The organism is Engelhardtia mirabilis (assembly GCF_007748095.1).
In the GTDB taxonomy this organism is placed as follows: domain Bacteria; phylum Planctomycetota; class UBA1135; order UBA1135.
In genome coordinates this window covers 6,693,191-6,716,867 of the sequence record NZ_CP036287.1, presented here as the reverse complement: position 1 = coordinate 6,716,867, position 23,677 = coordinate 6,693,191, and the positions used below count along the sequence as shown (strand labels likewise).

General features: G+C 71.5%; 18 protein-coding genes. 8 read left to right on the top strand and 10 right to left on the bottom strand.

What is annotated here, in order from left to right; all coding sequences use genetic code 11:
* Window positions 1–117: 117 nt before the first annotated feature.
* From purH to Pla133_RS24720, 3 genes are all read left to right on the top strand, one after another.
* Window positions 118–1,707 (top strand): bifunctional phosphoribosylaminoimidazolecarboxamide formyltransferase/IMP cyclohydrolase, encoded by a 1,590-nt coding sequence (gene purH, locus Pla133_RS24730; RefSeq protein ID WP_145070373.1) that lies wholly within the window; start codon window positions 118–120, stop codon window positions 1,705–1,707.
* A gap of 114 nt (window positions 1,708–1,821) precedes the next feature.
* Window positions 1,822–4,512, top strand: a complete 2,691-nt coding sequence (locus tag Pla133_RS24725) for a bifunctional serine/threonine-protein kinase/formylglycine-generating enzyme family protein (protein ID WP_145070371.1) — start codon at window positions 1,822–1,824, stop codon at window positions 4,510–4,512.
* Entirely contained in the window at window positions 4,509–5,087 is a 579-nt protein-coding gene (locus tag Pla133_RS24720; RefSeq protein WP_145070369.1) for an RNA polymerase sigma factor, read from the top strand. The genes Pla133_RS24725 and Pla133_RS24720 overlap by 4 nt, the downstream gene beginning before the upstream one ends.
* A 109-nt stretch (window positions 5,088–5,196) precedes the next feature.
* Here Pla133_RS24720 and Pla133_RS24715 read toward each other — a convergent pair whose 3' ends face one another.
* Window positions 5,197–7,248, bottom strand: coding sequence for a hypothetical protein (locus Pla133_RS24715; RefSeq protein ID WP_145070367.1), 2,052 nt, complete (start codon window positions 7,246–7,248; stop codon window positions 5,197–5,199).
* Window positions 7,249–7,524: 276 nt separating this feature from the next.
* Between Pla133_RS24715 and Pla133_RS24710 the strand changes: the two genes are divergently transcribed.
* Entirely contained in the window at window positions 7,525–8,445 is a 921-nt protein-coding gene (locus Pla133_RS24710) for a phytanoyl-CoA dioxygenase family protein (protein ID WP_145070364.1), read from the top strand.
* Between the two features lie 15 nt (window positions 8,446–8,460).
* Here Pla133_RS24710 and Pla133_RS24705 read toward each other — a convergent pair whose 3' ends face one another.
* From Pla133_RS24705 to Pla133_RS24690, 4 genes are all read right to left on the bottom strand, one after another.
* Window positions 8,461–9,603 (bottom strand): glycosyltransferase family 2 protein, encoded by a 1,143-nt coding sequence (locus Pla133_RS24705; protein WP_145070362.1) that lies wholly within the window; start codon window positions 9,601–9,603, stop codon window positions 8,461–8,463.
* 44 nt (window positions 9,604–9,647) lie between these two features.
* The gene (locus tag Pla133_RS26775; protein WP_419191940.1) at window positions 9,648–10,085 is read right to left on the bottom strand and encodes an RrF2 family transcriptional regulator; all 438 of its coding nucleotides are present in this window, start codon (window positions 10,083–10,085) and stop codon (window positions 9,648–9,650) included.
* A gap of 70 nt (window positions 10,086–10,155) precedes the next feature.
* A complete protein-coding gene (locus Pla133_RS24695) occupies window positions 10,156–11,127 on the bottom strand; it encodes an FAD-binding oxidoreductase (RefSeq protein WP_145070358.1) in 972 nt (323 codons plus the stop codon).
* Entirely contained in the window at window positions 11,124–11,486 is a 363-nt protein-coding gene (locus Pla133_RS24690; RefSeq protein ID WP_145070356.1) for a group I truncated hemoglobin, read from the bottom strand. The genes Pla133_RS24695 and Pla133_RS24690 overlap by 4 nt, the downstream gene beginning before the upstream one ends.
* A 114-nt stretch (window positions 11,487–11,600) precedes the next feature.
* On the opposite strand from Pla133_RS24690, the gene Pla133_RS24685 reads away from it, so the two are divergent.
* Complete coding sequence (locus tag Pla133_RS24685) at window positions 11,601–12,131, top strand: HPP family protein (RefSeq protein ID WP_145070354.1); 531 nt, start codon at window positions 11,601–11,603, stop codon at window positions 12,129–12,131.
* Here the strand turns inward: Pla133_RS24685 and Pla133_RS24680 are convergent.
* Window positions 12,094–13,389 carry a glycosyltransferase 87 family protein gene (locus Pla133_RS24680; protein WP_145070352.1) on the bottom strand — a complete coding sequence of 432 codons (1,296 nt, stop codon included), beginning with the start codon at window positions 13,387–13,389 and terminating at the stop codon, window positions 12,094–12,096. The two genes, Pla133_RS24685 and Pla133_RS24680, sit on opposite strands and share 38 nt — an antisense overlap.
* Entirely contained in the window at window positions 13,386–14,246 is an 861-nt protein-coding gene (locus Pla133_RS24675; protein ID WP_145070349.1) for a class I SAM-dependent methyltransferase, read from the bottom strand. The genes Pla133_RS24680 and Pla133_RS24675 overlap by 4 nt, the downstream gene beginning before the upstream one ends.
* Window positions 14,247–14,330: 84 nt before the next feature.
* Here Pla133_RS24675 and Pla133_RS24670 point away from each other — a divergent pair, with 84 nt between their 5' ends.
* Window positions 14,331–15,497 (top strand): aminotransferase class V-fold PLP-dependent enzyme, encoded by a 1,167-nt coding sequence (locus Pla133_RS24670; protein WP_419191939.1) that lies wholly within the window; start codon window positions 14,331–14,333, stop codon window positions 15,495–15,497.
* An 18-nt stretch (window positions 15,498–15,515) separates the two neighbouring features.
* Here Pla133_RS24670 and Pla133_RS24665 read toward each other — a convergent pair whose 3' ends face one another.
* The gene (locus tag Pla133_RS24665; RefSeq protein ID WP_145070345.1) at window positions 15,516–16,820 is read right to left on the bottom strand and encodes a S1 family peptidase; all 1,305 of its coding nucleotides are present in this window, start codon (window positions 16,818–16,820) and stop codon (window positions 15,516–15,518) included.
* Window positions 16,821–17,098: 278 nt separating this feature from the next.
* Complete coding sequence (locus Pla133_RS24660; protein WP_145070343.1) at window positions 17,099–19,237, bottom strand: HEAT repeat domain-containing protein; 2,139 nt, start codon at window positions 19,235–19,237, stop codon at window positions 17,099–17,101.
* A gap of 163 nt (window positions 19,238–19,400) precedes the next feature.
* Here Pla133_RS24660 and Pla133_RS24655 point away from each other — a divergent pair, with 163 nt between their 5' ends.
* Entirely contained in the window at window positions 19,401–20,651 is a 1,251-nt protein-coding gene (locus Pla133_RS24655) for a bifunctional 3,4-dihydroxy-2-butanone-4-phosphate synthase/GTP cyclohydrolase II (protein WP_145070341.1), read from the top strand.
* A 42-nt stretch (window positions 20,652–20,693) separates the two neighbouring features.
* A complete protein-coding gene (locus Pla133_RS24650; protein WP_145070339.1) occupies window positions 20,694–21,989 on the top strand; it encodes an NAD(P)/FAD-dependent oxidoreductase in 1,296 nt (431 codons plus the stop codon).
* Here the strand turns inward: Pla133_RS24650 and Pla133_RS24645 are convergent.
* Window positions 21,970–23,676: a hypothetical protein gene (locus Pla133_RS24645; protein ID WP_145070337.1), complete on the bottom strand. Its 1,707-nt coding sequence runs from the start codon at window positions 23,674–23,676 to the stop codon at window positions 21,970–21,972. The genes Pla133_RS24650 and Pla133_RS24645 overlap by 20 nt on opposite strands.
* Between the last annotated feature and the right edge of the window lies 1 nt (window position 23,677).

Genomic DNA, 23,677 nt, shown 5'->3' with positions numbered 1-23,677 from the left:
CAACCGCGCCTGCAATCGACCAGGGTTCGCACGCTGGCAGGTCACCGAGACGATGACGGGCGCCCCGCGGCGCCCGTCCCCATTCCCACTCCCCCCGACCCACATCGATCCCATCCCATGGTCCGCGTCAAGCGAGCGCTGATCAGCGTCTCCGACAAGACAGGCATCGTCGACTTCGCCCGTGACCTCGTGGCCCTGGGCGTGGAGGTCCTCTCCACCGGCGGCACCTGTCGGACGATCAACGAGGCCGGCGTCCCGGTGACCGAGATCTCGAGCTACACCGGCTTCCCGGAGATGCTCTCCGGTCGCGTCAAGACCCTGCACCCGAAGGTGCACGGGGGGCTCCTCGGTCTGCGCGACGATCCCGAGCACCGCGCCGCCATGGAGCAGCACGGGATCGAGAACATCGACCTGTTGGTGGTCAACCTCTACCCGTTCGAGAAGACCGTTGCGCGCCCGGGAGTGAGCCGCGCGGAGGCCGTGGAGCAGATCGACATCGGCGGGCCGGCCATGCTGCGCTCGGCGGCGAAGAACCACCGTTCGGTGGGGGTGGTCACGGCGCCGGAGGACTACCCGCGTGTGCTCGCCGCCCTGCGTGAGCAGGACCGCGAGTTGCCGCCCTCGCTGCTGCGCGAGTTGGCCGTGGCTGCCTTCCAACGCACCGCGCGCTACGACGCCGCCATCGCCGAGTGGCTCTTCGCCCAGGAGTTGGCCGACGGCGCCACGCAGGAGCGCTTCCCGCGCGGCTTCACCCTGGCCGGCACCCGGGCGCAAACCCTGCGCTATGGAGAGAACCCGCACCAGGAGGCGGCGCTCTACCGTTTCGCCACCCCCGGCGCGCACTCGCTGACCAGCGCCCAGGTGCTGAACGGCAAGGCCCTCTCCTACAACAACTACGTCGACCTGGACGCGGCCCTGCGCCTGGCGAGCGACTTCGAGGCGCCCTTCGCCTGCGTCGTCAAGCACAACAACCCCTGCGGTGCCGCCAGCGCCGCGACCCTCGGCGAGGCCATCGCCCAGGCCTGGGCCGGCGACCCGGTCAGCGCCTTCGGCTCGGTCCTTGCCTTCAACCGATCGGTGGATCTGCCGACGGCGAAGTTCTTGACCGCGGATCGGCGCTTCGTCGAGGCGATCGTCGCCCCCGGCTTCGACGAGGACGCCTTCGAGCACCTGACCACCGTGCCCAAGTGGGGCAAGAACGTGCGCCTGTTGACCGTCGGTGAAGTGGGCCCGAAGAGTGGCGCCTACTTGGCGGGCGAGCTCAAGCCGATCTCCGGCGGCTTCCTGGTGCAGGATGCCGATCAGAGCCGTGAGCAGCGTGAGCAGTGCGAGGTTGTCACCCGCGCGGAGCCGACCTCCGAACAACTCGACGGCCTGGTCTTCGCGAACCTCGTGGCCAAGCACGTGAAGTCCAACGCGATCGTGATCGCGAAGGGCACGCGCGTGCTCGGCGTGGGCGCGGGCCAGATGAGCCGCATCGACTCGGTGCAGCTGGCGATCGCCAAGGCCGGCGACCAGGTGCAGGGCGCCGTGCTCGCCTCCGACGCCTTCTTCCCCTTCCCGGATGGCCCCGAGACGGCCATGGACGCGGGCATCACCGCAATCCTGCAACCGGGTGGCTCGGTCAAGGACAAGGCCGTGATCGACGCCTGCGACGAGCGCGGCGTCCCGATGGTCTTCACGGGCGCGCGGCACTTCCGGCACTGACAGCCATCGGCCGCCAGTGCCCGCGTCCCTCCGCCTCGCGCGTCGGGGGCGCTCCGGGGCCTTTTTGCGAACTCCCAGGTCAGCTCCCGTGGGCGAGCTAAGCTGAAGCCGCCCATGTCCACCCAGGGAGATCCCGTTCAGCTCTCCCCGGCAGCGGAGCTCTTCGCGCAATACATCGAGCGCCGCGAGGCCGGAGAGCAGCCCGACTTCGACGCACTGTGCGGGTCCCACGCGGAACTCGCGCCGAAGCTGCGCGCCATGTACGCCAGTTGGCAACTGCTCTCGGACGCCTTCGACTCGGAGCTCGAGCAGGGCCGCCAGCGCGAGGCCGCCAGCGACCAGGCGCGCGCGGACGTGAGGGGGCTGCGGCGCGAGCCCCCTGACTCGGGACGCCTGACCGTGCGCAGCGAGCTCGCCCACGGCGGGCGCGGGCGCATCCTCGGCGTGTGGGATCGGGACCTGCGCCGCGAGCTGGCCATGAAGGTCCTGATCGACTCGATCGACGTCGATGAGCTTGCGGCGAAGGACCCCCGCACCCTGGCGCGCTTCCTGGAGGAGGCCCAGGTCACCGGCCAGCTCGAGCACCCCGGCATCGTTCCGGTGCACGAGCTCGGCATCGACGCCCGGGGCCGCGTCTTCTTCACGATGCCCTTGATCCGCGGCGACAGCTTCGCGCGCGTGGTCGAGCGCGTGCACGCGGGCGAGTGGCCCCGCGCGCGTGCCCTGAACGTGCTGCTGCGCGTCTGCGAAGCGGTGGCCTACGCCCATTCGCGCGGCGTCGTCCACCGCGACCTGAAGCCGTCCAACGTGATGGTCGGGCAGTTCGGTGAGACCTACGTGATCGACTGGGGCCTGGCCCAGCTCGGGCGCCGGTCCGAAGGCCACGCGCCGGTGCAATCCACGCGCCGCAACCACGAGCACGACTCGCCGTTGATGACCGGTGCGGGCGATCTGGTCGGGACCCCCGCCTACATGGCCCCCGAGCAGGCCCGCGGCGAGATCGACGCGATCGGGCCGCCGGCGGACGTCTACGCCATCGGCGGGATGCTGTACGAGTTGCTCAGCGGCCGCGCCCCATTCGGGCATCCGGGCAGCACTCCGGAGGAGATCGTCGGCCAGGTGGTGGAAGCCGCGCCTCGACCCCTGGTCGAGGCGTCGCGCGACGTCGATCCGGAGCTGGTGGCCATCTGCGAGCACGCCATGCGGCGCGAGCCGTCCCAGCGCTACGCGAGCGTGATCGAGCTGTCCGAGGACCTGCGCGCCTACCTGGAGGGCCGGGTGGTGCGCGCCTACCGCACGGGGCCAGTCGCGGAGCTGGGCAAGTGGGTGCGCCGCAACCGCGCCCTTGCCGCGGCCGCCGGGGTCGCGGTCGTCGCGGTGGTCGCGGGTTTGGCGGTGAGCCTGTGGCTTTCGCTCCTGGCCGCCACCCGCAGCCACGACGTCCTGCGCCTCTCGGCCCTGCGCGACGTCGAGCGCTTACACGCCGAGGCCCGCGAGCTTTGGCCTCCCGGGCCCCAGCTCGCGGAGCGCTTCGCAGACTGGGTCGAGCGCGCCCGAGCCCTGGTGGCCGAGACTCCCGCCTATCGCGACGACCTGGCCGGCCTGCGCGCCGCAGCAGGGGCCGACGCGCATGCGCCGGTCTATGGACCCGAGGCCGGGCGCACGGCCTGGTGGGACGAACAGCTCGTGCGGCTCATCGACGAACTCGAGCGGCTGAGTCAGGGCCTCGCGAGCGACGACGGGATCGACGACGAGGGCTGGAGCATCCCCAAGCGCCTGGACTTCGCCGAGGGACTGGAGACCCTGACGCTCAAGGGACCCGAGGCCCGGCAGCGCTGGGCCGAGGCCGCGACGATGGCATTCGAGCGCTACGACGGCCTGCAGCTCGAGCCGCAGCTCGGCCTGCTGCCGATCGGCGCCGACCCCGACTCGGGCCTGCTCGAGTTCTGGCACCCGATGAGCGGCGCCGAGCCCGGGCGCGACGCCGCGGGGCAGATCGTGCCCGCGGACGAGATGGGGATCGTGTTGGTGCTGCTGCCCGGCGGGACCTTCCTGATGGGCGCCCAATCCGAAGACCCGAGCGCGCCCGGTTTCGACCCGCAAGCCGTTCCCAACGAGGGGCCCCCGCACGAGGTGACCCTCGAGCCGTTCCTCATGTCGAAGTTCGAAACCACCCAAGGCCAGTGGATCAGCCTGTTCGGCGAGAACCCGAGCGGTTACGCCGCCGGGGAGCCCAGCGTCTCCGGACCATTCACCCTGCGGCACCCGGTCGAGACGGTGAGCTGGAACGACAGCGCGCGGTTCGTGCGCTGCTGCGGCCTGCTCCTGCCGACCGAGGCCCAGTGGGAGTACGCCTGTGGCGGGGGCGCGACCACGCGCTTCGCCACCGGCGAGGACGAGCTGTCGCTCGAGGGCCACGCGAACCTCGCGGACGAAGGCTCCGCACCCCTTTGGAGCGTTACCTTCGACTACATCGAGGACTTCTCCGACGGCCGAGCACTCACCGGTCCGGTGGGCGAGCAGTCGCCCAACGGCTTCGGGCTCTTCGACATGCACGGCAACGTCTGGGAGTGGGTGCGCGACTCCCCGGCGCGCTACGACAAGTACCCGGCGGCCCCCGGCGACGGCTTCCGGCGCTCGACCGCGGGGCGTTCGACCGCCCACCACCGCGGTGGTAGCTACTACACCCTGGGTTTCAGCGCGCGGGTCAGCTACCGCGGCCTCGCCGATGTCGACACCATCGCCGACGACGCAGGCTTCCGCGTCTCGCGCGCCCTGGATCGAAGCTCGGAGGCGGACCGTTGAACGACGACCCCGAGCTGCTGCGTCGCCTGGCCGATGGGGACGACCAGGCCCTGGAGGCGCTCCTGATCCAGCACATGCCGGCCCTGCACGGCTTCGTGCGCCTGCGCGCCGGACGCCAGGTCCGCTCGCGCGAGGAGACCATCGATCTGGTGCAGTCGGTCTGCCGCGAGATCCTGGTCCACCGCGAGCGCTTCGAGCACCCCACCGAGAACGGCTTCAAGCGCTGGCTCTACGCCACGGCGCTACGCAAGATCGGCCACCGCGCCGAGCACTGGCGCGCCGCAAAACGCGACGCCGCCCGCGACCTGCCCGACCCGGACGACAAGGCCCTGCTCGGCGCCTACGCCTCGGTCTGCACCCCCAGCCGCGCCGCCGTGGCCCGCGAGGAAGTGGCCCGCATCGAGGCCGCCTTCGACCAGCTCCCCGACCACTACCGCGAAGTCCTCGTCCTGCGCCGCATCGCCGGCCTGGATTACGCCGACATCGCCGCCGAGCTGGGCAAGACCGAGGTCAACGTGCGCACGATCCTCTCCCGCGCCATGGCCAGGCTGGCGGAGGTGTTGGGGGAGGGGTGAAGGCCGGCGGAGCGCTCGCGCGCGTCCACCGGCCTTCGCTTCGGGTCCGTTGGCGGCCAGTCGCGGACTTCGACTTCGCGCGAGGGCGATTCCGAGTCCGCTGGGGGGGTCACTGGTGGAAGTGCGCCGTGATCCCCTGGGTGATGTTGGTACCGCCGGTGGTCACCGGGTTGTCGCGATAGAAGACCTGGAAGTGCACCACGTCGTCGGCCGCGATGTTCGCCTGCTGCAAGGGCGCGCTGAGGTCGAAGCTGATCGTGAACGGGTCCGAGGTCGCGTTCACAGTGGCGAGACGGACCACGGTGGGCGCCAAGTACATGTTGCCGTCGGCAACCAGGTAGGGAGTCTCGAATCGGTTCAGCGAGTAGAACAGAGTCACCGGGACCGAACCGCCGAAGGGGATCGGCGGCAGGTCCGAGATCACGAAGTCGAAGTTGTTCGTGGAGATGTCGGGAGTCCCCGTGTAGCTCAGGGTCGCCGGCAGTCCGGACGAGTTGGCGTTCGCCGTCCCGAAGGAGTAGGGCAGCTCGAAGACCTTGTTCACGGCGTACTGGGTGAAGGGCGCGGCGGGCAGGTCGTCGCCGCCACCGAAGAGCGCGCGTGCGTCCGTGAGCGCAACGGTGTTCCGGGACTCGAAGCTGCTTCCCGGGGCGGAACTCTCTGCGGCGCCGACGAACGAACCGCTGACCATGTCGAAGTGAGGTGACTTGGAGGGGGTGGCTCCCATGGCGATTCTTGCGACGCCCATGTTGCCACCCGGCGTCACTGCGACTTCGTAGTACCTGAGGAAGTTGGTCGAGTCGATGAACGCATTCAGGATGCCAGGCGTTCCTGAGGCGATGCCGAGGTCATACACGATGACCCGACCCGAGCCGTTGGGGCTGGGGTCGGTGTTGCCTGCGGCGATCGCTCGATCGAACGTTGCCTCAAGGGAGTTGGGCATCAAGATCGGACTGGAAGTGTCGAACGTGGCCATGTAGCCATGTCCAGGGCTTGCCAGGGGGGACCCCAATGCAAGGACGGCGGCGGGAGCAGACGTGTCGAAGATCTGAACCGCCGGTCCGTAACCCGAGGGAGTGAGGGAGGAGCCGTGCACGATCGCGCGAGTGCCGTCAGTGTTGAAGGCGCAGTCGTGCATCTCAGCGCTCGCGACGTGGTGGCTCTGCGCAGCCGAGACGGTCCCACCGTTCAACTGGACGAACTGGACGTTGGGCCCAGAGAAGCCGAATCTGGCGTCGATGACCATCCCGACGCTGTCGGTCGCCTGAACCATCTCTTGGACCCAGATGCTCTGGGCTAAGTTGAAGGCACTACCCGACGAACCCGGTGAGCCCAGGTACACCGGTGCGCCCGAGGTCAGGCGCAAGTGCTGCATCGGGCCGCTGTTCGCAGCGACGAGCACCTCCAGTCCGTTGGGCGAGATGTCGAGGTCGTGGTAGGCGCCTGTGGGCGGCGCGGGCGACAGGGTCACCGTCGAGAGGGTGTTCAGGTCGTGCACGAGGATGCTGCCGGCGCCTGCGGTGCCGCCGGTCGAGGCCGGGGCGATCGTCACGGCGTAGTCATCGGTGACGTCGATGACGTCGAGGGGGTTGAGGACGGAGCTCGGGCCGAAGTACTTGCCTGAACCCGTCAAGGTCCCGAGGAGCGCCCCAGTCGACATGTCGAAGACCTCGGTCGGGCCTGCGTCGTGGACGACCAGACCCTTCGAGCCGTCGGGGGTGAGGATGCAGTCGAAGGCGTTGCCCGTGCCGGTCGAAGCCGGCGCGAGCAGGTCGAGGGAGGCCGGGGTCGTTGACTCGTTGATCCCGTAGATGCGGACCTTGCCGTTGACGCTCGCCGTCAGGACGCGGGTGTTGGTCGCCTGGATCGACCGGTTCATCGCGCGTAGGGGCGGAGTCGACGTTGGGTTGGGGATGAACGTCGACTCGGTCGGGAAGTAGGTGATCGAGCTGCTCACCGTGCCGGTCTTCATCTCGATCAACGCGACCGAGCTGGACGAGCGCGCGACTCCCCAGCGCCCATCGGGCGTGACGGCGAGGTCGTGGAAGTCGGCGTCGTTGTGGAGCAGCGTCGCGTTGACGAGGGGTTCGACGATCTGAGCCGACGCGGTCGGCGCGGCGACGAAGGCGGCAATGACTAGTGCTGTGGAGTGTCTGAGCATTGGGAGATCAGGCTCGGTCCTTGGAGGACGGTTTGCAGGGGCAGAATCGGCAGAATCGGCAGGAGCTGGGGCCTGCCCGCCGTGGAGCCCGGGAGCGTTGCCGGTCCTGCGGTAGTTTCGCCGGATCTCTAGAAAGGCTCCGCTGACGGACGGGGCCCCGGCCAGCTGGACTCGGTTGAGACGCCGCCCGGCGGGTATGACGTCCTGACCCCTGGTACCGGTGGTCGTGCCGACTTAGCGTGGACCGGTCCGCAAGGCCGGGGGCCGCGGGCGACCATGCCGACCTCGAGAGAACTACAGAGCTTCGCCGCCAACGGCTTCCACGTCGTGCGCGGTGCCTTCGACCCCGAGCGCGTGTCGGCGCTGTCCGACGACCTGCGAGCCTTCGAGGGCCTGCAGACCCCCGACCTGCCCGCCGAATCCTTGGCGAGCTTCACGCCGGTGGTCGACGAGTACCGGTTGATGAACGTCACCGAGTGCGGCCAGCGGTTCCTGGACCTCGTCGACGAGCCGTTGTTCCTGGACTGGTGCGCGGCCTTGATGCCGGGCGACATCCGCCTGACCGAGAGCTTCGCCCTCACCCGGCGGCGCGGCGTCGGGTTGCCCCTGCACGCCCTGGCCCTGTCGGGCTTCGAGGAGACGCCCACCGGACCGCGTACGCGCCTGTTGACCCTGACGGTCTGCCTCAGCGACGTGGGCACCGACGACGGCCCCTTCGTCGCCCTGGCGGGCAGCCATCGGCGGGCGGAGGACTTCCCCTACGGTCGCCTGCACCCAGACTGGCCGGAGCCGCAGTTCGATCGCGAGGTAAGCGCCGCCTTCCGCGCCCAGAACGAGGGTCGGCCGCAGGTGCGCTGGGAGGACCTGCCCGGCTACACCGAGGTGCTGGTGGAGGCCGGCGACGTGGTCGTGTTGACCCAGGACCTGTGGCATGGCGCCAAGGCCCTGCACTCCGGCCGCACGCGCCGCACCCTGTACTTCACCTACGGGCCTTATTGGTTCCCGAACTTCCACGGCTTGCGCACGTCACGCGAGGTGTTCGAACGGGCGAGCACCGTGCAGCGCCGCCTGCTCGGCGGGCCGTTCGTCGGCAACCTCTACCAGGGCGGGCCGGACGTGGGGGTGGAGCCCAGCGCCGCCTTCCCATTCGTGCCCAACTCGGAGCGCGACCCGGCGCGCTTTCGTGGCGGCCGCTGACGCACGCGGGCGAGCTCAGCCGGGCGAGACGCCCCAGCGGTAGCGGACGAGCTCCCGCGGCCGCGCCCCGTCGAGGTCGATGATCCGCAGCCAGGCGGGCTGCCGTAGCTCGGCCAAGACCTGCTCGCAGGGGGTCCAGCACGGGCCCGAGCCGATCTGACCGGCGGCGTAGAGGAAGTCTGGGTCGTAGGCGATCTCGACCAGCCAGCGACGGCTGGGCCCGGGGATCTCGAGGCTCAACTCGCCGGCCGCGACGCCCAGCGGCACGGCGCTGTCCTGGGCCTTTGAACGGCGACGTTCGGCCCAGCCAGTACGCAGAAGCGCGAGGCAAGCGTCGTGGGCCCAAGCGCCGAGCGGTCCGTACCAGCGGCGGAAGTACGCCCGCCGGCTGTGCAGCATCCGCGCGTGGGCGGCATGGCGGTCGGTCGCGGCCGAGCGGTCGTAGAGGTGCACGATGCCGGCCCCGTCCACCTGCTCGATGGTCCAACCGGCTCGGCGCACGCGCAGGGACAGGTCGGTGTCCTCGTAGTAGAGGGTGTAGCGCTCGTCGAAGAATCCGACCTCTTCGATCACCGCGCGTCGCAGCATGAAGCAGCAACCCGCGACCATCTCGACTTCCAGGTCAGGGCCGGCGCTCCAGACCGGCAGGAACTGCCGCGTCCGACGCATCGAGTTGCGATGGGCGAAGCGCGGGCTGAGGGCGGCCAGGGTGTCGCCGACGAAATCGGCCAGGGTCGGCACGACTCCCGTCGGCAAGCGCAGCGAGCGGTCGGCGGTGGCGAACGTCTCGGGGCTCACCACGCCGACCCTCGGATGCTCGTCCAGGTGCCGCGCCATGCGCTCGATGCAGCCGGGCAGGAACAAGAGGTCCGGGTTGCAGACCAGGATCAGCTCACCGCTGGCGTGCTCAAGGGCCAGGTTCATGCCGCCGCCGTAGCCGTCGTTGCGAGCGTGGCGGACCAGCCGCCCTCCCCAACGCGCCAGCGAAGCTTCGACGCGGGCCTCGATCGAGGCGTCGCGGTGGGGCGAGGCGTTGTCGACGACGACCACTTCCAGCTCGCGCTGCCCGCCGTCCAGCGGCCACTGCTGCGCGAGGGAGGTCAGGGCGCCCTCGAGCTCGGCCCAGGAGTTGTAGTTGACGAACAGGACCGAGAGCATCGGCGAAGACCCGGCGTCGGTGTCCGGCGGGCGGCGTCGCCCGCTCAGCCGCCGGTGAGTTCCCGCAGGCGGGCGCCGACCTTGCCGGCGACGATCTCCTGCAGGTTCGTGTCGTCGAGGGCGGCGTAGAAGGCCTCCTGGGCCACGCGCAGGGAGCCCTTGAGGCGGCAGGCCGACGAGATCACGCAGGTGTCGGTGGCGGGTTCGAAGCACTCGACCAGGCTGGTGGCGTCGTCGAGGGCGCGGACCACGGCGCCGATCGAGACGTCCTCGGGGTCGCGGGCCAACTCGACGCCGCCGCCGCTGCCGCGCACCAGGCGCAGGAAGCCGAGCTCGCCCAGGCGACGCACGACCTTCTGCAGGTGGGCCAGGGAGATGCCGTGGGCCTGGGCGATGCGTTCGGTCGAGACGCGTTCGCCCGGGCGCGAGGCCAGGAAGATCAGGACCCGCAGGGCGAAGTCGGTGTGCTTGGTGATTCGCAAGGGCGTCGGCGCGAGAGCAGCGCGCGCTCGATGGTGCAGGACACGGCCCGCGATGACCAGCGCCAGCAGCTCAAGCCAGGGCGGGCTTCGACGGCAGGAAGGGATCGGCCAGGATCTCGCCGGAAGGCAGGCCCGCCAGGAACAGGCTGCGGCGCAGCAGGTGCACGATCTCGCCGTCCCCGCAGAGGAAGGCGCGGGCGCCGGCCAGGGCTCCGGCCAGGCGGATCGCGACCTGATCCAACGGCCCCTCGTGCTCGCGCGCGGTGGCGCCCCGCAGGACGCAGTGGTGCACGCGCAGTTGCGGGGACTCCCGGGCCAGCCGGTCGAGGTCGTCGCGCAGGTAGAGCCGATTCGGTTCGAGTCCGCCGTGGACCAGGTCGATCGGCCCGCGGTGACCCTGCTCGAGCGCGTCCCGTGCGATGCCCACCAGGGGTGCGAGCCCGGTGCCGGCGCCCACCAGGAGCAGCTTGCGCTGGTCGTCGTCCGCCACGTGGAAGCACTGGCCGAATGGACCGCGCACCGCGAGTTCGGCGTCGACGGCCAGCTCGTGGAGCCATCCGCTGACCTGCCCGCCCGGAATCCGGCGCACGTGCAGCTCCAGCCAACCGTCACTCGGCAGGCTCGCGATCGAGTAGCTGCGCGACTCGCCGCCGGGGTGCAGCACGTCGAGGTACTGCCCCGGGCGGTAGTCGAAGCGCTCGTCGGGGGTCAGGCGCAGTCGCGCCACGTCCTCGGTCAGGTGGTCGATCGAGGCCACGCGGGCCCGCACCGGTTCGGGACCCCGGCTCCCACGCAGGCGCAGGAGCCCGGTCGGGCGTGCCTGGCAGGCGAGGAAGAAGTTCTGGGCCGTGAGCGTGGGGCGCAGGCCCCGCTGACTGGCCGGGGGCGGAGCGTCCTGCGCCTGGAGCAGGCACTTGGTGCAGGTCCCGGCGCGGCAGCCGCTGGCCACGTCGAGGCCGGCGCGCTCGAGCCCCTGGAGGACGGTCTCGCCCTGCTCCAGCTCGATGCGCTGGCCCTCGACCTCGATCTGGCCGGGGCTCATCGGCCCAGGACGTCCGCGCGCACGCTCTCGGCCAGGGCCGCGACCTCGCCCACGTCGTCGGGCGCCGCACCCATCGACAGCAGGACCGCGCCCAGGTGCTCGATCACGACGTCGACGTGCTCGTCGCTGAGGCCGCGCTCGTTCAGCTCGGCGTGGGCCGCGCGCATGTCCTTGCCGGTGTACTCGGCCGGCCCGCCGGTCACGTAGGTCAGGAAGGCCTTCTGCTTGGCGATCTGGCCCTCCATGTCGACGTCGTCGAAGAAGCGCGAGACCCGCTCGTCGGTCAGCATGCGGCGGTAGAACTCGTCGACGGCGGATTGGAAGGCGGGCTCACCGCCGAGGCGTTCGTAGAGGCTCATGGATCGTAGGAATCGGATTCGGGAGGGGTGGAGCGGTCCGACCTCCGCCGGGCCCGCCTAAAGTGGCGTTTCGTTCGCCACTATGCCATCGGTCCGATCGACTCGTCATCTGAAATGGTTCTCGAAACTCCACAACGGACGGAAGTGGCGCCGCTGCCGGCCCTCTCGACCCTGCGCTTGGCCCTGGCCAGCGGGGCGCTGATGGTCCCGATCGGCCTCTTGGCGGCGGCCGCGGACGCGGCCGTGCTGGCGCCGCCCCTGGGGGTCACCGCCTTCGCGGGGCTCGCCGCCCCCGGCGCCGAGAGCAACCGGCCGCGCAACGTGATCCTGGGCCACGGCCTGGGTGTCGCCCTCGGCATGGCGGCCCTGTGGGTCAGCGGCGCCGCACGGATGGTCCCCGCCTTGCCCCAGGCCTTCGAGCTGCGCCACGTCCTATCGGCGACCCTGGCGGTGACCCTCACCGCGGCGGCCACGGGCCTCGCGCGCACGCCGCACCCCCCGGCCCTGGCGACGACCCTGATCTTCGCGCTGGGCCTGCTGCGCACCCCCGCCGACGGCCTGGCTCTGATGGTCGGCGCCGGGGTCGTGGCCGGTTCGCTCGCGGTCCTCAGGCGCCGGAGCGGCGGGGTGGCAGCTCGAGCTTGAACAGGGTCCAGGCCACCGCCCCGAACAGGGCCAGGTCCGCGAAGGTGAAGGCGCCGAACGCCTCCGCCAGGTCGCTGCCGCGGTCTCCGAGCACGCCGCTGCCAGACAGAGCGTGGCCGGCGAGGGAGGCCACGAGCGCGGCCGTCGCGACCGCGCGTTCACGGACGGGCGCGGCGCTGAAGGCCACGCCACAGCACCAAGCGATGGGTAGGGCCAGGGTCACGTGGTGGTGCTTCCACGAACGCTCGGAGACCAGCAGCATGGCCAGGGCACCGAGGGACACGTGGGCCAGGGCCAGGTGCCTGACCGGTCGACGCACGAGGGCCGCCGCGAACACCCCGACGACCGCGGCGCAAGCCGCCCGATGCAGGCAGCGGAAACTCGCCGGGTCCAGGTGGACCAGCGCCACGCTCACGTCCGCTGGCCAGGTGTCGCCGCGCGCCTCGATCGCCAGCGAATCGGTCGTGAGCCTCGACATGGCGCCCAGCAGGGATTGGTTGATCTGCTGGGTCTGCATCGGACCCGGATCCGCGCTCGAGAGGTAGGGCGCCAGCATCTGGTCGTACCAGGCGCCGATCAGCTCGAGGTTGAAGTCGAAGCCGAGCAGTGCACCGGGCAGCACGACGACGAACAGCAACAGTCCGATCGCGAAGCCGAGCAATCCGAGCGGGCTGCGGCGGGCGAGGGGCAGGGCCAGGAGCAGCAGCGGCGTGACCTTCAGCGTCGCGCCCAGGGCGATCGCACCTCCGGCCAGGCCGTCACGGCGCGTCGACCACCACAGGGCCGTCGCCACCACCGTCGCGCCGACCAGCAGGTTGGTGTTGCCGTGGCTGACGTCGGACAGCATCACGCGCAGGGTCAACAGCAGCAGCAACCACTGCGCCGCCAGCGGCAACTCGAGACCCGCCGTCCGAGCCAGGCGCACGCCGCCGATCAACAGGAGCGCCGCGCAGGCCAGCTTGACCGCGGCGAACACCAGGCAACCGACCACGGGGCCCGCCTTCAACACCGCGCCCATGAACAGGGCCGACAGGGGCAGGGTCGGATAGCCCTCGTTGGTGGCGTGGGGATCCACTACACCCTCCGGGCGCGCGTAGATGTTCGCGCCCGACTCGAGCGCCTCGAAGGCCGGCTGCCAGCGCAGGATCGCCTGGCGACCCTCGGCCGCGCGGTCCGCCACCCCGAACAGCGCCACGATCCCGATCGCGCAGGCGACGACGATCAGCGCCAGGCGCGCGCGGCGGGCGCGCGCGTTCACCGCAGCCGCTCGATCCAGAGGGAGCTGCCGGCCTCCGCGGCCAGTTCGGGAGAAGAGCGGGCCAGGCGCTGGCGATCGAGGGCGGCCAGGTGCGACAGGTGCAGGGCCACGCCGAAGGCCGAGTTGAACTGCAGGAAGGCTCGCACCGCGTAGGCCTCGTTCCAACTGCGCCCCTCGGCGATCCACTCGGGCGGATACTCGAAGGGCCAGGGCACGTCGTGGAAGTGGACCAACGCGCCGGGGGCCAGGCGCGGCAGGGCTTCGAACAGGAGCAGCTGTACGTCGCTGCCGGTCTTGAGCACGTGGCTCGAGTCGATCAGGAGCAGGTCGCCCGCGCCGAGCTCGTCGTAGCGCTCGAGCTCCAGGTCCTGGATCTCGCCCACCATGACCTCGAGCCGCGCGGTGTCGCCCTCGCGCAGGAGCGACGCCAGGCGGTCGGGGTCGGGCTCGACCACGGTGATCTGCACCTCGTCTGCGCGCCCGTCCATGTCGATGGCGTCCAGGAGCGCCGCTGTCGAGTAGCCGCCGCCCACCTCGATCACGCGCCTCGGCCTCTGGCGCCGGACCACCGCCTGCAACACGTAGGCGTCGCCCAGGGGATAGAAGCTGTTGCCCCGGGTCCAGCGCGCCGCGCCGGCGGGCTCCACCCCGACCGATTCCGGACGGTGCAGGCGCAAGAGGTCCTCGATCAGCGCGACCTGGTCCTCGGTCCGCATGTCGACACCCGCGATCGAGCGATCCAGGCGCGCGTTGGCCTGGGCACTTCGCCGCACGCCCTCGCGGGGATCGACCAGCGGCGAGTAGGCGCTCCCCGGCGGCGCCCAGTGGCGCTGGGCGTCTGCTTGGACCTCATCCATCGGCGCAGATTCTAAGCGCGGGCTCGGCCGCAAATGTCGGCGCGCAGGTACCGAGTCAGTAGTCGTCCCGGCAGCATGGTCGCCATGCACGCCCAGCTCGGTGACCGCTCCCTGTTCCCTGACCTGCGGGCCGGCGCCTACCTGGCCCACGCGGCGATCTCACCCCTGTCGCTCCCAGTGGCCGAATCCCTGCGCGCGGGGGTGGCCCTGGGCGAGACCGGCGGCCTGGCGGCCTTCCCGCACCTGATCGAGCGCGCCGACGCCGCCCGCGACGGCTTCGCGCGCCTGATCGGCGCCCGGCCTGGCGAGGTCGCGCGCGTCTCCAGCACGAGCGCCGGAGTCTCCGCCATCGCCTCGGCCCTGGCCCTGCGTTCGGGTGACCGCGTGGTGTTGTTCGAAGGCGAATTCCCGACCAACGTGACCCCCTGGCAGGCGGCGGCTCGCGCGCGCGGCGCGCAGGTGGTGTTCGTGCCCCTGGCGCCCTTCCAGCGCTCGCTCAAGGAGGGTCTGGCCGCCCTGGACGCGGAGCTTGCCCGCGGCTGCGCCCTGGTCGCCGTCAGCGCGGTCCAGTTCCAGACCGGACTCGCCATGCCCCTGGCCGAGATCGCCGAGCGCGCCCACGCCGTCGGCGCGCGGGTCTTCGTCGACGGGATCCAGGCGGTGGGGGCGACGCCCCTCGACGTGGTCGCCACCGGGATCGACTTCCTGGCCTGCGCCTCGCACAAGTGGCTGATGGGCCCGATGGGGGCCGGGTTCCTGTTCGTGGCCCAGGCGGCCCGCGCCGAGCTCGAGCCGCTCAGCGTCGGCTGGGTCAGCCACGTGGACTTCGACGCCTTCCTGTTCGGTCCCGGAGAGCTGCGCTACGACCGCCCCCTGTCGTCGGACGCACGGGTCTTCGAGCAGGGCGTGCACAACTTCCTCGGCCTGTGCGGCCTGGCCGCGTCGATCGAACTGCTCGAGGGCCTGGGCGCAGAGGCCATCTGGAACCACGTCCAGGCCTACTTGGATCGGGTCGAGCCCGAGCTGGTCGCCCGCGGCTGGCGCTCTCTGCGCCACGCGGAGCCCGCCGGCCGCTCGACCATCGCCTCCTTCGCGCCCCCCGCCGGCGTCGACACCCAACACGTGGTCGAGTCCCTGGGCGAGGCCGGCGTAGCGGTGACCGGGCCGGACGGCTTGCTGCGGATCGCGCCCCACTGGCCCAACGCGAGCGCCGAGCTCGAGCTCCTCACCGCCGCCCTCGATCGCATCTGACAGCGCCGCGCCCCGCGTTCAGTCGCGCACGGTCGCGGCGGTGAACAGGCCCGAGCCGACGTCGTCGCTGGTCGTGCGCGGCCACAGGGGCGGGTCGACGCGCACCAGGTGCCGGGACCCCGACTCCTCGATCAAGTCGTAGCCCTCGTCGTCGAGCCAGGTGTAGATCTCCTCCAGCGGCACGACCAGCCCCATGTGCGGCACGATCGTCGGGCGCAGGGTGCCGTGGTTGTAGATCTTCGCGAACACGCCCACGAGCTCGTGGCTGTTGCCGTCGAAGATGCCGCCGCCCGAGTTGCCGATGTAGGTCGGCGCGTTGATCATCATGTAGCGCACACCGTCGACCACGTGGGTCGGCGTGGCCACCTCGCCCGCGGTGGGCAGGGGCTCGGTGCCCAGGGGGCAGCCGACCGCGTAGACGGGCTCGAAGGTCGCGATGTCCTTCGCGCTCTGGAGCGAGGCCAGTCGCGCGCCGTAGGGCACGGCGCGATTCGAGTCGAGGCGCAGCAGGCAGATGTCGCGCACCGCGTCGTGGGCCAGGACGGTGGCGGTCTCCTCGCGCAGGGCGTCGCCCTCGAGGTAGATGCGGACCGGGACCGGCGTGATCGGATCGGCGGGGTCGTCCTGCACGTCGCGCACCACGTGCCAGGCGGTCAAGAGGTGCGTCACCGCCCCGTCCTCGGTCTCCCGGGACTCGAGCAGCACGCCGCTGCCGACGCTGTAGGGGCCGTGGATCTGGACCACCGGCGCCACCAACTCGCGCCACAGCCGCCCGAGGTCCTGCTCGCCCGGCAGCGCGTCGCGCAGCTCGCCGATCGCGCTCAGTCCCTGCTCGGCCACACCGAGGGCGTCGGACACCTGACCGCTCATGTCGTCGAGGCGCGACTCGAGGCTGCGTTCGAGCAGGGCGAGCTCGGCGGACAGGCGCTCGGCCAAGACCCGGTCGACGGCGTCGACGCGGGTCGAGACCATCGCGTCCATGGCGGCGTGCTGCTGCTGGACGACCTCCTCGAGCTGCACCTCGCGGGCCTCCAACTCGTCGCGCAGCTCGGCCACGCTGGCTTCGGTCAGACGGATTCGCCCGTCGACCTGGGGGTCCCGTTCGGCCAGCAGCGCTTCGACCTCGGCGACCCGGCCGTCCAACTGGCCGAGGGGCTCCAGGCGACCCAGGCGCCGGGCTAGCTCGGTGTTCGCGGCGCGCAGTTCGAGGGACTCCTGCTCGGATTCCTGGACCTTGTGGCGGAGATCCTCGAGGGCCGAGCCGCCGACGATGCCGCCGGCGGTGAGGGTGGTGAGGAGGAGGGAGAGCTCGAGTGCGCGCATGGGGCTCCGAGCCGGGCGATGGGCCGCCCCCGACGGGATCGCCAGGGGTCAGCGGGGCAGGGGGCGCCCGGCATCTTCCGTCCATCGGACGGGGCCGAAGGCGGACTGGAGACGACCCTCGCTCCACGACCAGCCGATTCGCCCCGCGCGCCCTCGCCAGCTCTTGTGGAGAGCTATAAGCCCTTTCATGGGCTTAGCTTGCGGCCGAGTGCCCGCGAGCTCTGCGCGACTCCTCGGCGGCTTCTAGACGGGTTCTCCACAGGCTCTCCAGGCCCCGTTCAAGGAAGAACTCGAACACTGCGGATACGGTCGCCGACCTCGATCCGGTCGAGGGTCTCCCAGCCCTGGCGGAGCTGCCCGAAGAGGGTGTAGCGGCCGTCCAGATGGGGCGTCGGCCGGTGGGTCACGAAGATCTGGGATCCGCCGCTGTCTGGGTCGTCCCAGCGCGGCATCCCCAGCGAGCCGCGCAGGTACTTGCGACGGGTGAACTCGTGGGGGAGCGGCCCCCCGCGCCAGCTCGCGCCGCCCGACCCGTCGCCCCGCGCGTCGCCGCCCTGAATCACGAAGTCGAGCTCCACGCGGTGGAAGGTCGTCCCCTCGTAGAAGCCGGACTCTGCCAGGCGCAGGAAGTTGTGGACGTGCAGCGGGGCCTCCTCCGGATACAGCTCGAAGATCAACGAGCCGCGCGTGGTCAGGATCTCGACCAGGGGGTTCGTGCGCCACAGGGGGAAGTCGCGCCCGGCCACGGGCACGTCCATGGGAGGGCCCTCAACCGGCACCGTGGGCGTGCGCACGTCGACCGCGAGGACCTCGAGCACCCCCGAGGCGACATGCCGCAGGTAGGGGTTGGCCAGGGTCAGGGCCTGGCCCGCGAGCTCCACCGCGCCCTCGCCACCCACCTGTTGGGCCATGGCCAAAGCGGTGTTCCACAGCTCGTCGACGCCGTCACCGCTGGCCCGCGAGAGGCGCGAGGCCATGAGGGCGACGTCCTCGGCGGTGGCCTTGTCGCCGATGGCCGCGGCCGCGATCTGCACCAGCACCAGGTCGGGGTCGCGCGTGATCGTCGCGCGCAACAGGCGCAGGCTGCGCTCGTCGCCGACGACGCCCAAGCTGGTCAGGGCGTCGACGGACACGAAGGTCAGCGGGTCCGCCGCCAGGGGCTCGAGCAACCGGAAGGCGAACTCGGGGGCGAGCTGCGCCGCGGCCCTCGCCACCCCCCGGCGGATGATCGGCTCGGAGTCCGCGCGCAGGTCCTGCAGGGTCTCGAAGGCCACCGACGGCGGCGCCACCTTCGCCAGGGTCTCGAGCGCCTCCGCGCGCACGTTGGGGGAGATGTCGCTCTGGGCTCGGGACAGGGCCGACGTGATCGGGCCTTGCCCCGCGGAGACCGAGCCCAGGGCCCGAATCGCGCCGCGGCGCACGTGTGCCGACGAGTGGCTCAGGGCCGTGATCAGCGGTCCGATCGAAGCCGGGTCGCCGTGGCTGCCCAGGCCCTGCACGGCCTCCACGACCACGCGCCAATCGGGATCGTCGAGGGCGCGCTCCAGGGCGCGGGTCAGCTCGGGCCGCGGGTCACCACCGAGGTTCGCGCCCGACGGGTCGATGCGCGCCAGGCCGCGCGCCGCGAAGATGCGCGCATCCGCGGAGTTGCCCGCCGAGAGGTGATCGAGGAAGGCCCCCGCGCCCAGGGGCGAGCGCCGCCGCTGCAGGGCGTAGAGCACCAGCCAGGTCTCCGAGGGCGCCGGGGCCCCGGCCGCCTCCGTCCGCATCGGCGAAAGCAGGTCGATCAGCCGCCGGTCCACCTCGGGGCCGCGCGGGTCCTCCCGCGGCCAGCGCCCGGTGCCGACGATGGCCTCCTGGCGCACGCCGGGGCTGGGGTCGGCCATGGCTCGAATGCAGATGTCCACGGCGGTGGGGCCCCCCAGGCGCGAGGCGGCCTCGACCACGGCGGCGCGCACGTTGGCCTCGGAGTCGGTGGCGTGGGCGGCCAGGACGCCCATGGCCGACGCATCCCCGCGGATCCCCAGGGCGAAGGCGCTCGCCGTTCGGACTTCCGGCGCGTTGTCGGCCAGGGCCGTGCACAGGGCGTCGGTCACTTCCGAGCCGTAGCGCGGGAAGGGCAGGCGTCCCAGTGCGGTGGCCGCGCGCTCGCGCACGGCGATGTCGCCGTTTCGCAGCAGCAGCAGCAGGCGCCCGCCGCCGGTAGTGCGGCCGGCCTCGAGTCGCGCCACGTCCAACAGGTCCGGCCGCGTGGGCAGGTCGATCTCCGCTCCGACCAGACGCGCGCCGCCGGTGTCGACGGGCTCTCTGCGATCGGAGACCGAGGACGGGCTCGCGCAGGATGCCAGGACTCCCAGGGCGACGGCGAACCAGGGGCTGCGAGGGGCCCGATCGGGGCGGTGGGCTGCGTGGGTCATGGCGGGCCTGGGCGTCAGTCGTGGAGTCGGGGCCGGGAAGGGTCGGCCGAGTGGACTAAGATGTCAGGTCGACCAGCGCGCTCAAAGGACCGCGCGAGAGGGTCCGACCGATTCCGTCCCGGCCCCGGCCAGGACGTCCCATCCGCTCCGAAGGGCACCCACCATGCCGCTCAGCACGATCCCCGCCGCCCTCGAAGACCTGCGCGCCGGGAAGATGATCATCCTCGTCGACGACCCGGGTCGCGAGAACGAGGGCGACGTCGCGATGCTCGCCGAGCACGTGACGCCTGAAGCCATCAACTTCATGGCCAAGGAGGCGCGCGGGCTGATCTGCATGCCGATGGGCGAGGCGCTCTGCGATCAGCTCGATCTTCCGCCCCAGGCCCATGAGAACCAAAGCCGCATGGGCACGGCCTTCACGGTCTCGATCGAGGCGCGCGAGGGCGTGACGACGGGCATCAGCGCCGCCGACCGCGCGCACACGATCAAGGTCGCCGCCGCCGAGGGCGCCAGCGCCACCGACCTGGCTCGCCCGGGTCACATCTTCCCCCTGCGGGCCAAGGACGGCGGGGTGCTGGTGCGCGGCGGTCAGACCGAGGGCATCGTCGACCTGGCGCGCCTGGCGGGCGGACGGCCCGCGGGCGTGATCTGCGAGGTGATGAAGGACGACGGGACCATGGCCCGCATGCCCGACCTGGAGGTCTTCGCCAAGCAGCACGACCTGCGGATCGTGACCATCGCGGATCTGATCGCCTACCGCCGCCAGACCGAGCGCCTGATCGAGGCGGTCGAGATGGACACGCCCCTGCCAACGCGCTTCGGCAACTTCCGCGCGCACCTGTTCCGCTCCAAGCTCGACGGCCGCGAGCACGTGGCGCTGACGACGGAGGCCATGCCCGGTCCCGGTCTCGACGGTCCGCGCGAGGCGGTGGACGAGGTCGTCACCGTGCGCGTGCACTCGGAGTGCCTGACCGGCGACGTGTTCCACTCCCTGCGCTGCGACTGCGGCACCCAGCTCGACCAGGCCCTGCAGACCCTGGCCGCGCAGAAGTACGGTGTGCTCGTCTACATGCGCCAGGAAGGCCGCGGCATCGGCCTGGCCGCCAAGCTCAAGGCCTACCGCCTGCAGGACGAGGGCATGGACACCGTCGAGGCCAACCAGGCCCTGGGCTACGCCGCCGACCTGCGCGAGTACGGCCTCGGCGCGCAGATGCTCACCTACCTCGGCGTGCGCCGCATGCGCCTTCTGACCAACAACCCCAAGAAGATCGCCGGCCTCGAGGGCTACGGGCTGTCGGTCGAGGACCAGGTGCCGCTCAAGACCGAGCCGAACTCCTTCAACACTCGCTACCTGCAGACCAAGCGCGACAAGCTCGGGCACCTGCTGGGCGAGATCAAAGAGACCTTGGGGTGAGCGCGGCCGGGCGCCGCCCGGCGCTCTGAACCCGATACCCCCATGCAGACTTCGAGCGGCGGTGCGCGGCCCGTGGTAGTGATCCTCGGCGGCGGGTTCGCGGGGCTCGAGGCGGCGCGGCGGCTCGCCGGTGAGGCGGTCGACGTGGTGTTGGTCGATCGCCAGAACCACCACCTGTTCCAGCCGCTGCTGTACCAGGTGGCGACGGCGGGCTTGAGCGCGCCGGACATCGCGGCGCCGATCCGCCGGCTGCTGCATCGCCAGCGCAATGCGCGGGTGTCGATGGCAGAAGTGGTGCGGGTCGAGCCCGAGCGGCGCACGGTGATCCTGGCCGACGGCGAGCTCGCCTACGACTTCCTGATCGTCGCCCTCGGCGCCACCCACAGCTACTTCGGACACGACCAGTGGGCCGAGCGCGCGCCGGGACTCAAGACCCTGCGCGACGCGCTCGAGATCCGCCGGCGGGTGCTGATGGCCCACGAGGCCGCCGAACGCGAGCCGAACCCCGAACGCCGACGCGCCTGGCTGACCTTCGTCGTGGTCGGGGCCGGGCCCACCGGCGTCGAGTTGGCCGGAGCACTGGCCGAGCTGACGCGCGTCACCGTCGCCGAGGACTTCCGCAACTTCGGCCCCGACGACTCGCGCATCCTGCTGGTCGAGGCCGCGGACCGCATCCTCCTGGCCCTGCCGCCTGAGCTGGCCGCGGCGGGCCAGCGCCAACTGGAGCGCCTGGGCGTCGAGGTGCGCCTGTCCAGTCCCCTGCGCGACGTGGACGCCGAGGGCGTCGACATTGCCGGCGAGCGCATCCCGGCGCGCACCGTCGTGTGGGCCGCAGGGGTCGCGGCATCCCCGGTGGTCGCCTCCCTCGGCGCGCCCGTCGACCGCCAGGGGCGCGCGGCGGTTCAACCGGACCTGTCCGTGGCCGCCCACCCCGAGGTCTTCGTCTGCGGCGACGCCGCCTCGATCGTCGGCCTGGGCGGCCCCGTGCCCGGCGTCGCCCCCGCCGCGATCCAGGCCGGGCGCACCGCGGCCCGCAACATCGCCCGGGACCTGGCCGGCCAGCCGCGCGCGCCCTTCGAGTACGTGGACCGCGGATCCCTGGCCACGATCGGTCGCTCCGCGGCCGTGGGCACGGTCTTCGGCCGCCAGTTCACCGGCTTCCCCGCCTGGTTCCTGTGGATGACCGTGCACCTCATGACCCTGGTCAGCTTCCGCAACCGGGTCGTCGTGCTGATCGACTGGATTCGCGCTTACTTCACCTACCGACGCAGCGCGCGGATCGTGATCTCGGCCGAGGGCGACTCGCGATCGCGGCGCGCTACGGAACGCGCAGGGTGACCGTCTGGCCTTCGACGATCGTGACCTCGCCGAGCTGCTCGACGATGTTTCCCCGTCGATCGGCGCTCAGCACGTGCCAAGTGCCACAGGGGATCAGATGGAAGACGTGCGGCGGTCCGTCGCAGATGGCCCTGATGCGTTCGGCGGCGCCGGCGTCATCGAGTGCGAGCGAGCGTTCGAGCACCAGCTTCGATTGGCCCGTGTGCGAGATCCCCGCTGCGTCGGTGCGGACCAGCTCGAGGGAGCCCCAGGGCTCGAGGTCGATCCGCACCTCGCCGAGCTGACCGCGTTCGACGACGGCGATCGGAAGCTCGCGCCCGCGACTGGACAGGCGGCTTCCGGCAGCTTGGAACAGGACTCGATAGGTCCCCACCGGAACGCAGCCAAGCTCGAGGCGGGGTAGATCGGCCACGGTCAGTTCGACGATCGACCCCTGGATCCGCGAGTCGAGCGGCATCAGATGCAAGCGCCCCAGGCTCGAGTCCTGGGATCCGTTGAGCAGCTCCCCCGGGACGGGGATCGACACCGACAGGGTTCCGACGCCGTCCCGGAGGGGATCGAAGTCGACGTAGCGCAGGGGAGGCGGCGCCCCCGGCCTCACGTCGGTGAGCTCGACGTCGACGGAGACCGGCTCGAATCCGGGCGGTCCCCCGGTGAGGGGGATCGTCGTCACCGCTGCACTGTCAGCAGTCGTCATGACGAGGATCGGCAGCTCGAAGCGGCTCGCCGCCCCCTCGAAGTCGAAGCCCTGGCCGATCCAGCGCAGGGGCGGGTGTCGCCAGGACACGGTCCCGCCGCCGTCGCTCGTGCCCAGGCCGTAGCTCCAGCGGCCGGGGTGGAAGCAAGGCCCGAGCAGCGACGGATCGGCCACGCGGGGCACGACGCGCGCGCCGACCAAGCGGTACAGCTCGACCGTGACCGGTGGCCCGCCGGCTACGGCATCAACCCCCTGGCCGAGGCTGACGCCCGCCTCGGACACACCCCAGAGTCGGTACTCCGTTGTCGGCACCAGCCCGTCAATCCTGAACTCGCCGGAGTCATTCGCCTCGACCGCGCCCGCCATCGAACGCGGCATCGACACCAGCGCGGCGCTCGACTCCGGCAGGTCGTCCAGCACGCTGGCGACGTAGAAGATGCGAGCGGTGTGGCAGTCGTCGCTCGCTCTGTCAAGTGCGACGAGCCGGCCGACGACGGCGGCACCTCCGCTGGCCGAGATCACCACCGGCTCGGCCGCGAGCCCGACCGCGGAAGCCTGGGCGAGGCAAGTCCTCCCCCAGCACGACGCGGACTGGGCGACCAGTTCGCAGGGGAAGCGCGGCTCCGCCCACGCGACCGTACCGCCGGCGCCGCAGGTCCCGACCCGGATCCAGCGTGCGCCGTCGGCACGCGCCAAGACCTCGAAGGACTGCTCTACACAGGGCCCCTCGGCCTCGACGGTGATGACCAGCCCGCGCGGCAGAACGACGCTCCTCGGCGTCGCGGTGTCCGCAGGCCGGACGACCGGCGCCGCGATCGGCGCAAGCTCCGCCTCGGTCACCGCGACGACCGGCTCGTCGGCCGGCAGCGCGCTGCCGTCGCCGCCGACGGCCAAGACCCGCACCGTGAGCAGCACGACGATCACCGCGCCGCCCATCCAGGCCCACAAGTGCGCCGCGCGCGACGAGGGGTCGTCGATCTTGCGGTTCATC

Excerpts from the sequence above, each read along its gene's own strand:
- Pla133_RS24710 (WP_145070364.1), top strand. The coding sequence starts at position 7,525 with ATGCCGACCTCGAGAGAACTACAGAGCTTCGCCGCCAACGGCTTCCAC.
- Pla133_RS24670 (WP_419191939.1), top strand. The coding sequence starts at position 14,331 with ATGCACGCCCAGCTCGGTGACCGCTCCCTGTTCCCTGACCTGCGGGCC.
- purH (WP_145070373.1), top strand. The coding sequence starts at position 118 with ATGGTCCGCGTCAAGCGAGCGCTGATCAGCGTCTCCGACAAGACAGGC.
- Pla133_RS24705 (WP_145070362.1), bottom strand. The coding sequence starts at position 9,603 with ATGCTCTCGGTCCTGTTCGTCAACTACAACTCCTGGGCCGAGCTCGAG.
- Pla133_RS24715 (WP_145070367.1), bottom strand. The coding sequence starts at position 7,248 with ATGCTCAGACACTCCACAGCACTAGTCATTGCCGCCTTCGTCGCCGCG.
- Pla133_RS24650 (WP_145070339.1), top strand. The coding sequence starts at position 20,694 with ATGCAGACTTCGAGCGGCGGTGCGCGGCCCGTGGTAGTGATCCTCGGC.
- Pla133_RS24660 (WP_145070343.1), bottom strand. The coding sequence starts at position 19,237 with ATGACCCACGCAGCCCACCGCCCCGATCGGGCCCCTCGCAGCCCCTGG.
- Pla133_RS24695 (WP_145070358.1), bottom strand. The coding sequence starts at position 11,127 with ATGAGCCCCGGCCAGATCGAGGTCGAGGGCCAGCGCATCGAGCTGGAG.
- Pla133_RS24690 (WP_145070356.1), bottom strand. The coding sequence starts at position 11,486 with ATGAGCCTCTACGAACGCCTCGGCGGTGAGCCCGCCTTCCAATCCGCC.
- Pla133_RS24665 (WP_145070345.1), bottom strand. The coding sequence starts at position 16,820 with ATGCGCGCACTCGAGCTCTCCCTCCTCCTCACCACCCTCACCGCCGGC.
- Pla133_RS24685 (WP_145070354.1), top strand. The coding sequence starts at position 11,601 with ATGGTTCTCGAAACTCCACAACGGACGGAAGTGGCGCCGCTGCCGGCC.
- Pla133_RS24645 (WP_145070337.1), bottom strand. The coding sequence starts at position 23,676 with ATGAACCGCAAGATCGACGACCCCTCGTCGCGCGCGGCGCACTTGTGG.
- Pla133_RS24675 (WP_145070349.1), bottom strand. The coding sequence starts at position 14,246 with ATGGATGAGGTCCAAGCAGACGCCCAGCGCCACTGGGCGCCGCCGGGG.
- Pla133_RS24725 (WP_145070371.1), top strand. The coding sequence starts at position 1,822 with ATGTCCACCCAGGGAGATCCCGTTCAGCTCTCCCCGGCAGCGGAGCTC.
- Pla133_RS24655 (WP_145070341.1), top strand. The coding sequence starts at position 19,401 with ATGCCGCTCAGCACGATCCCCGCCGCCCTCGAAGACCTGCGCGCCGGG.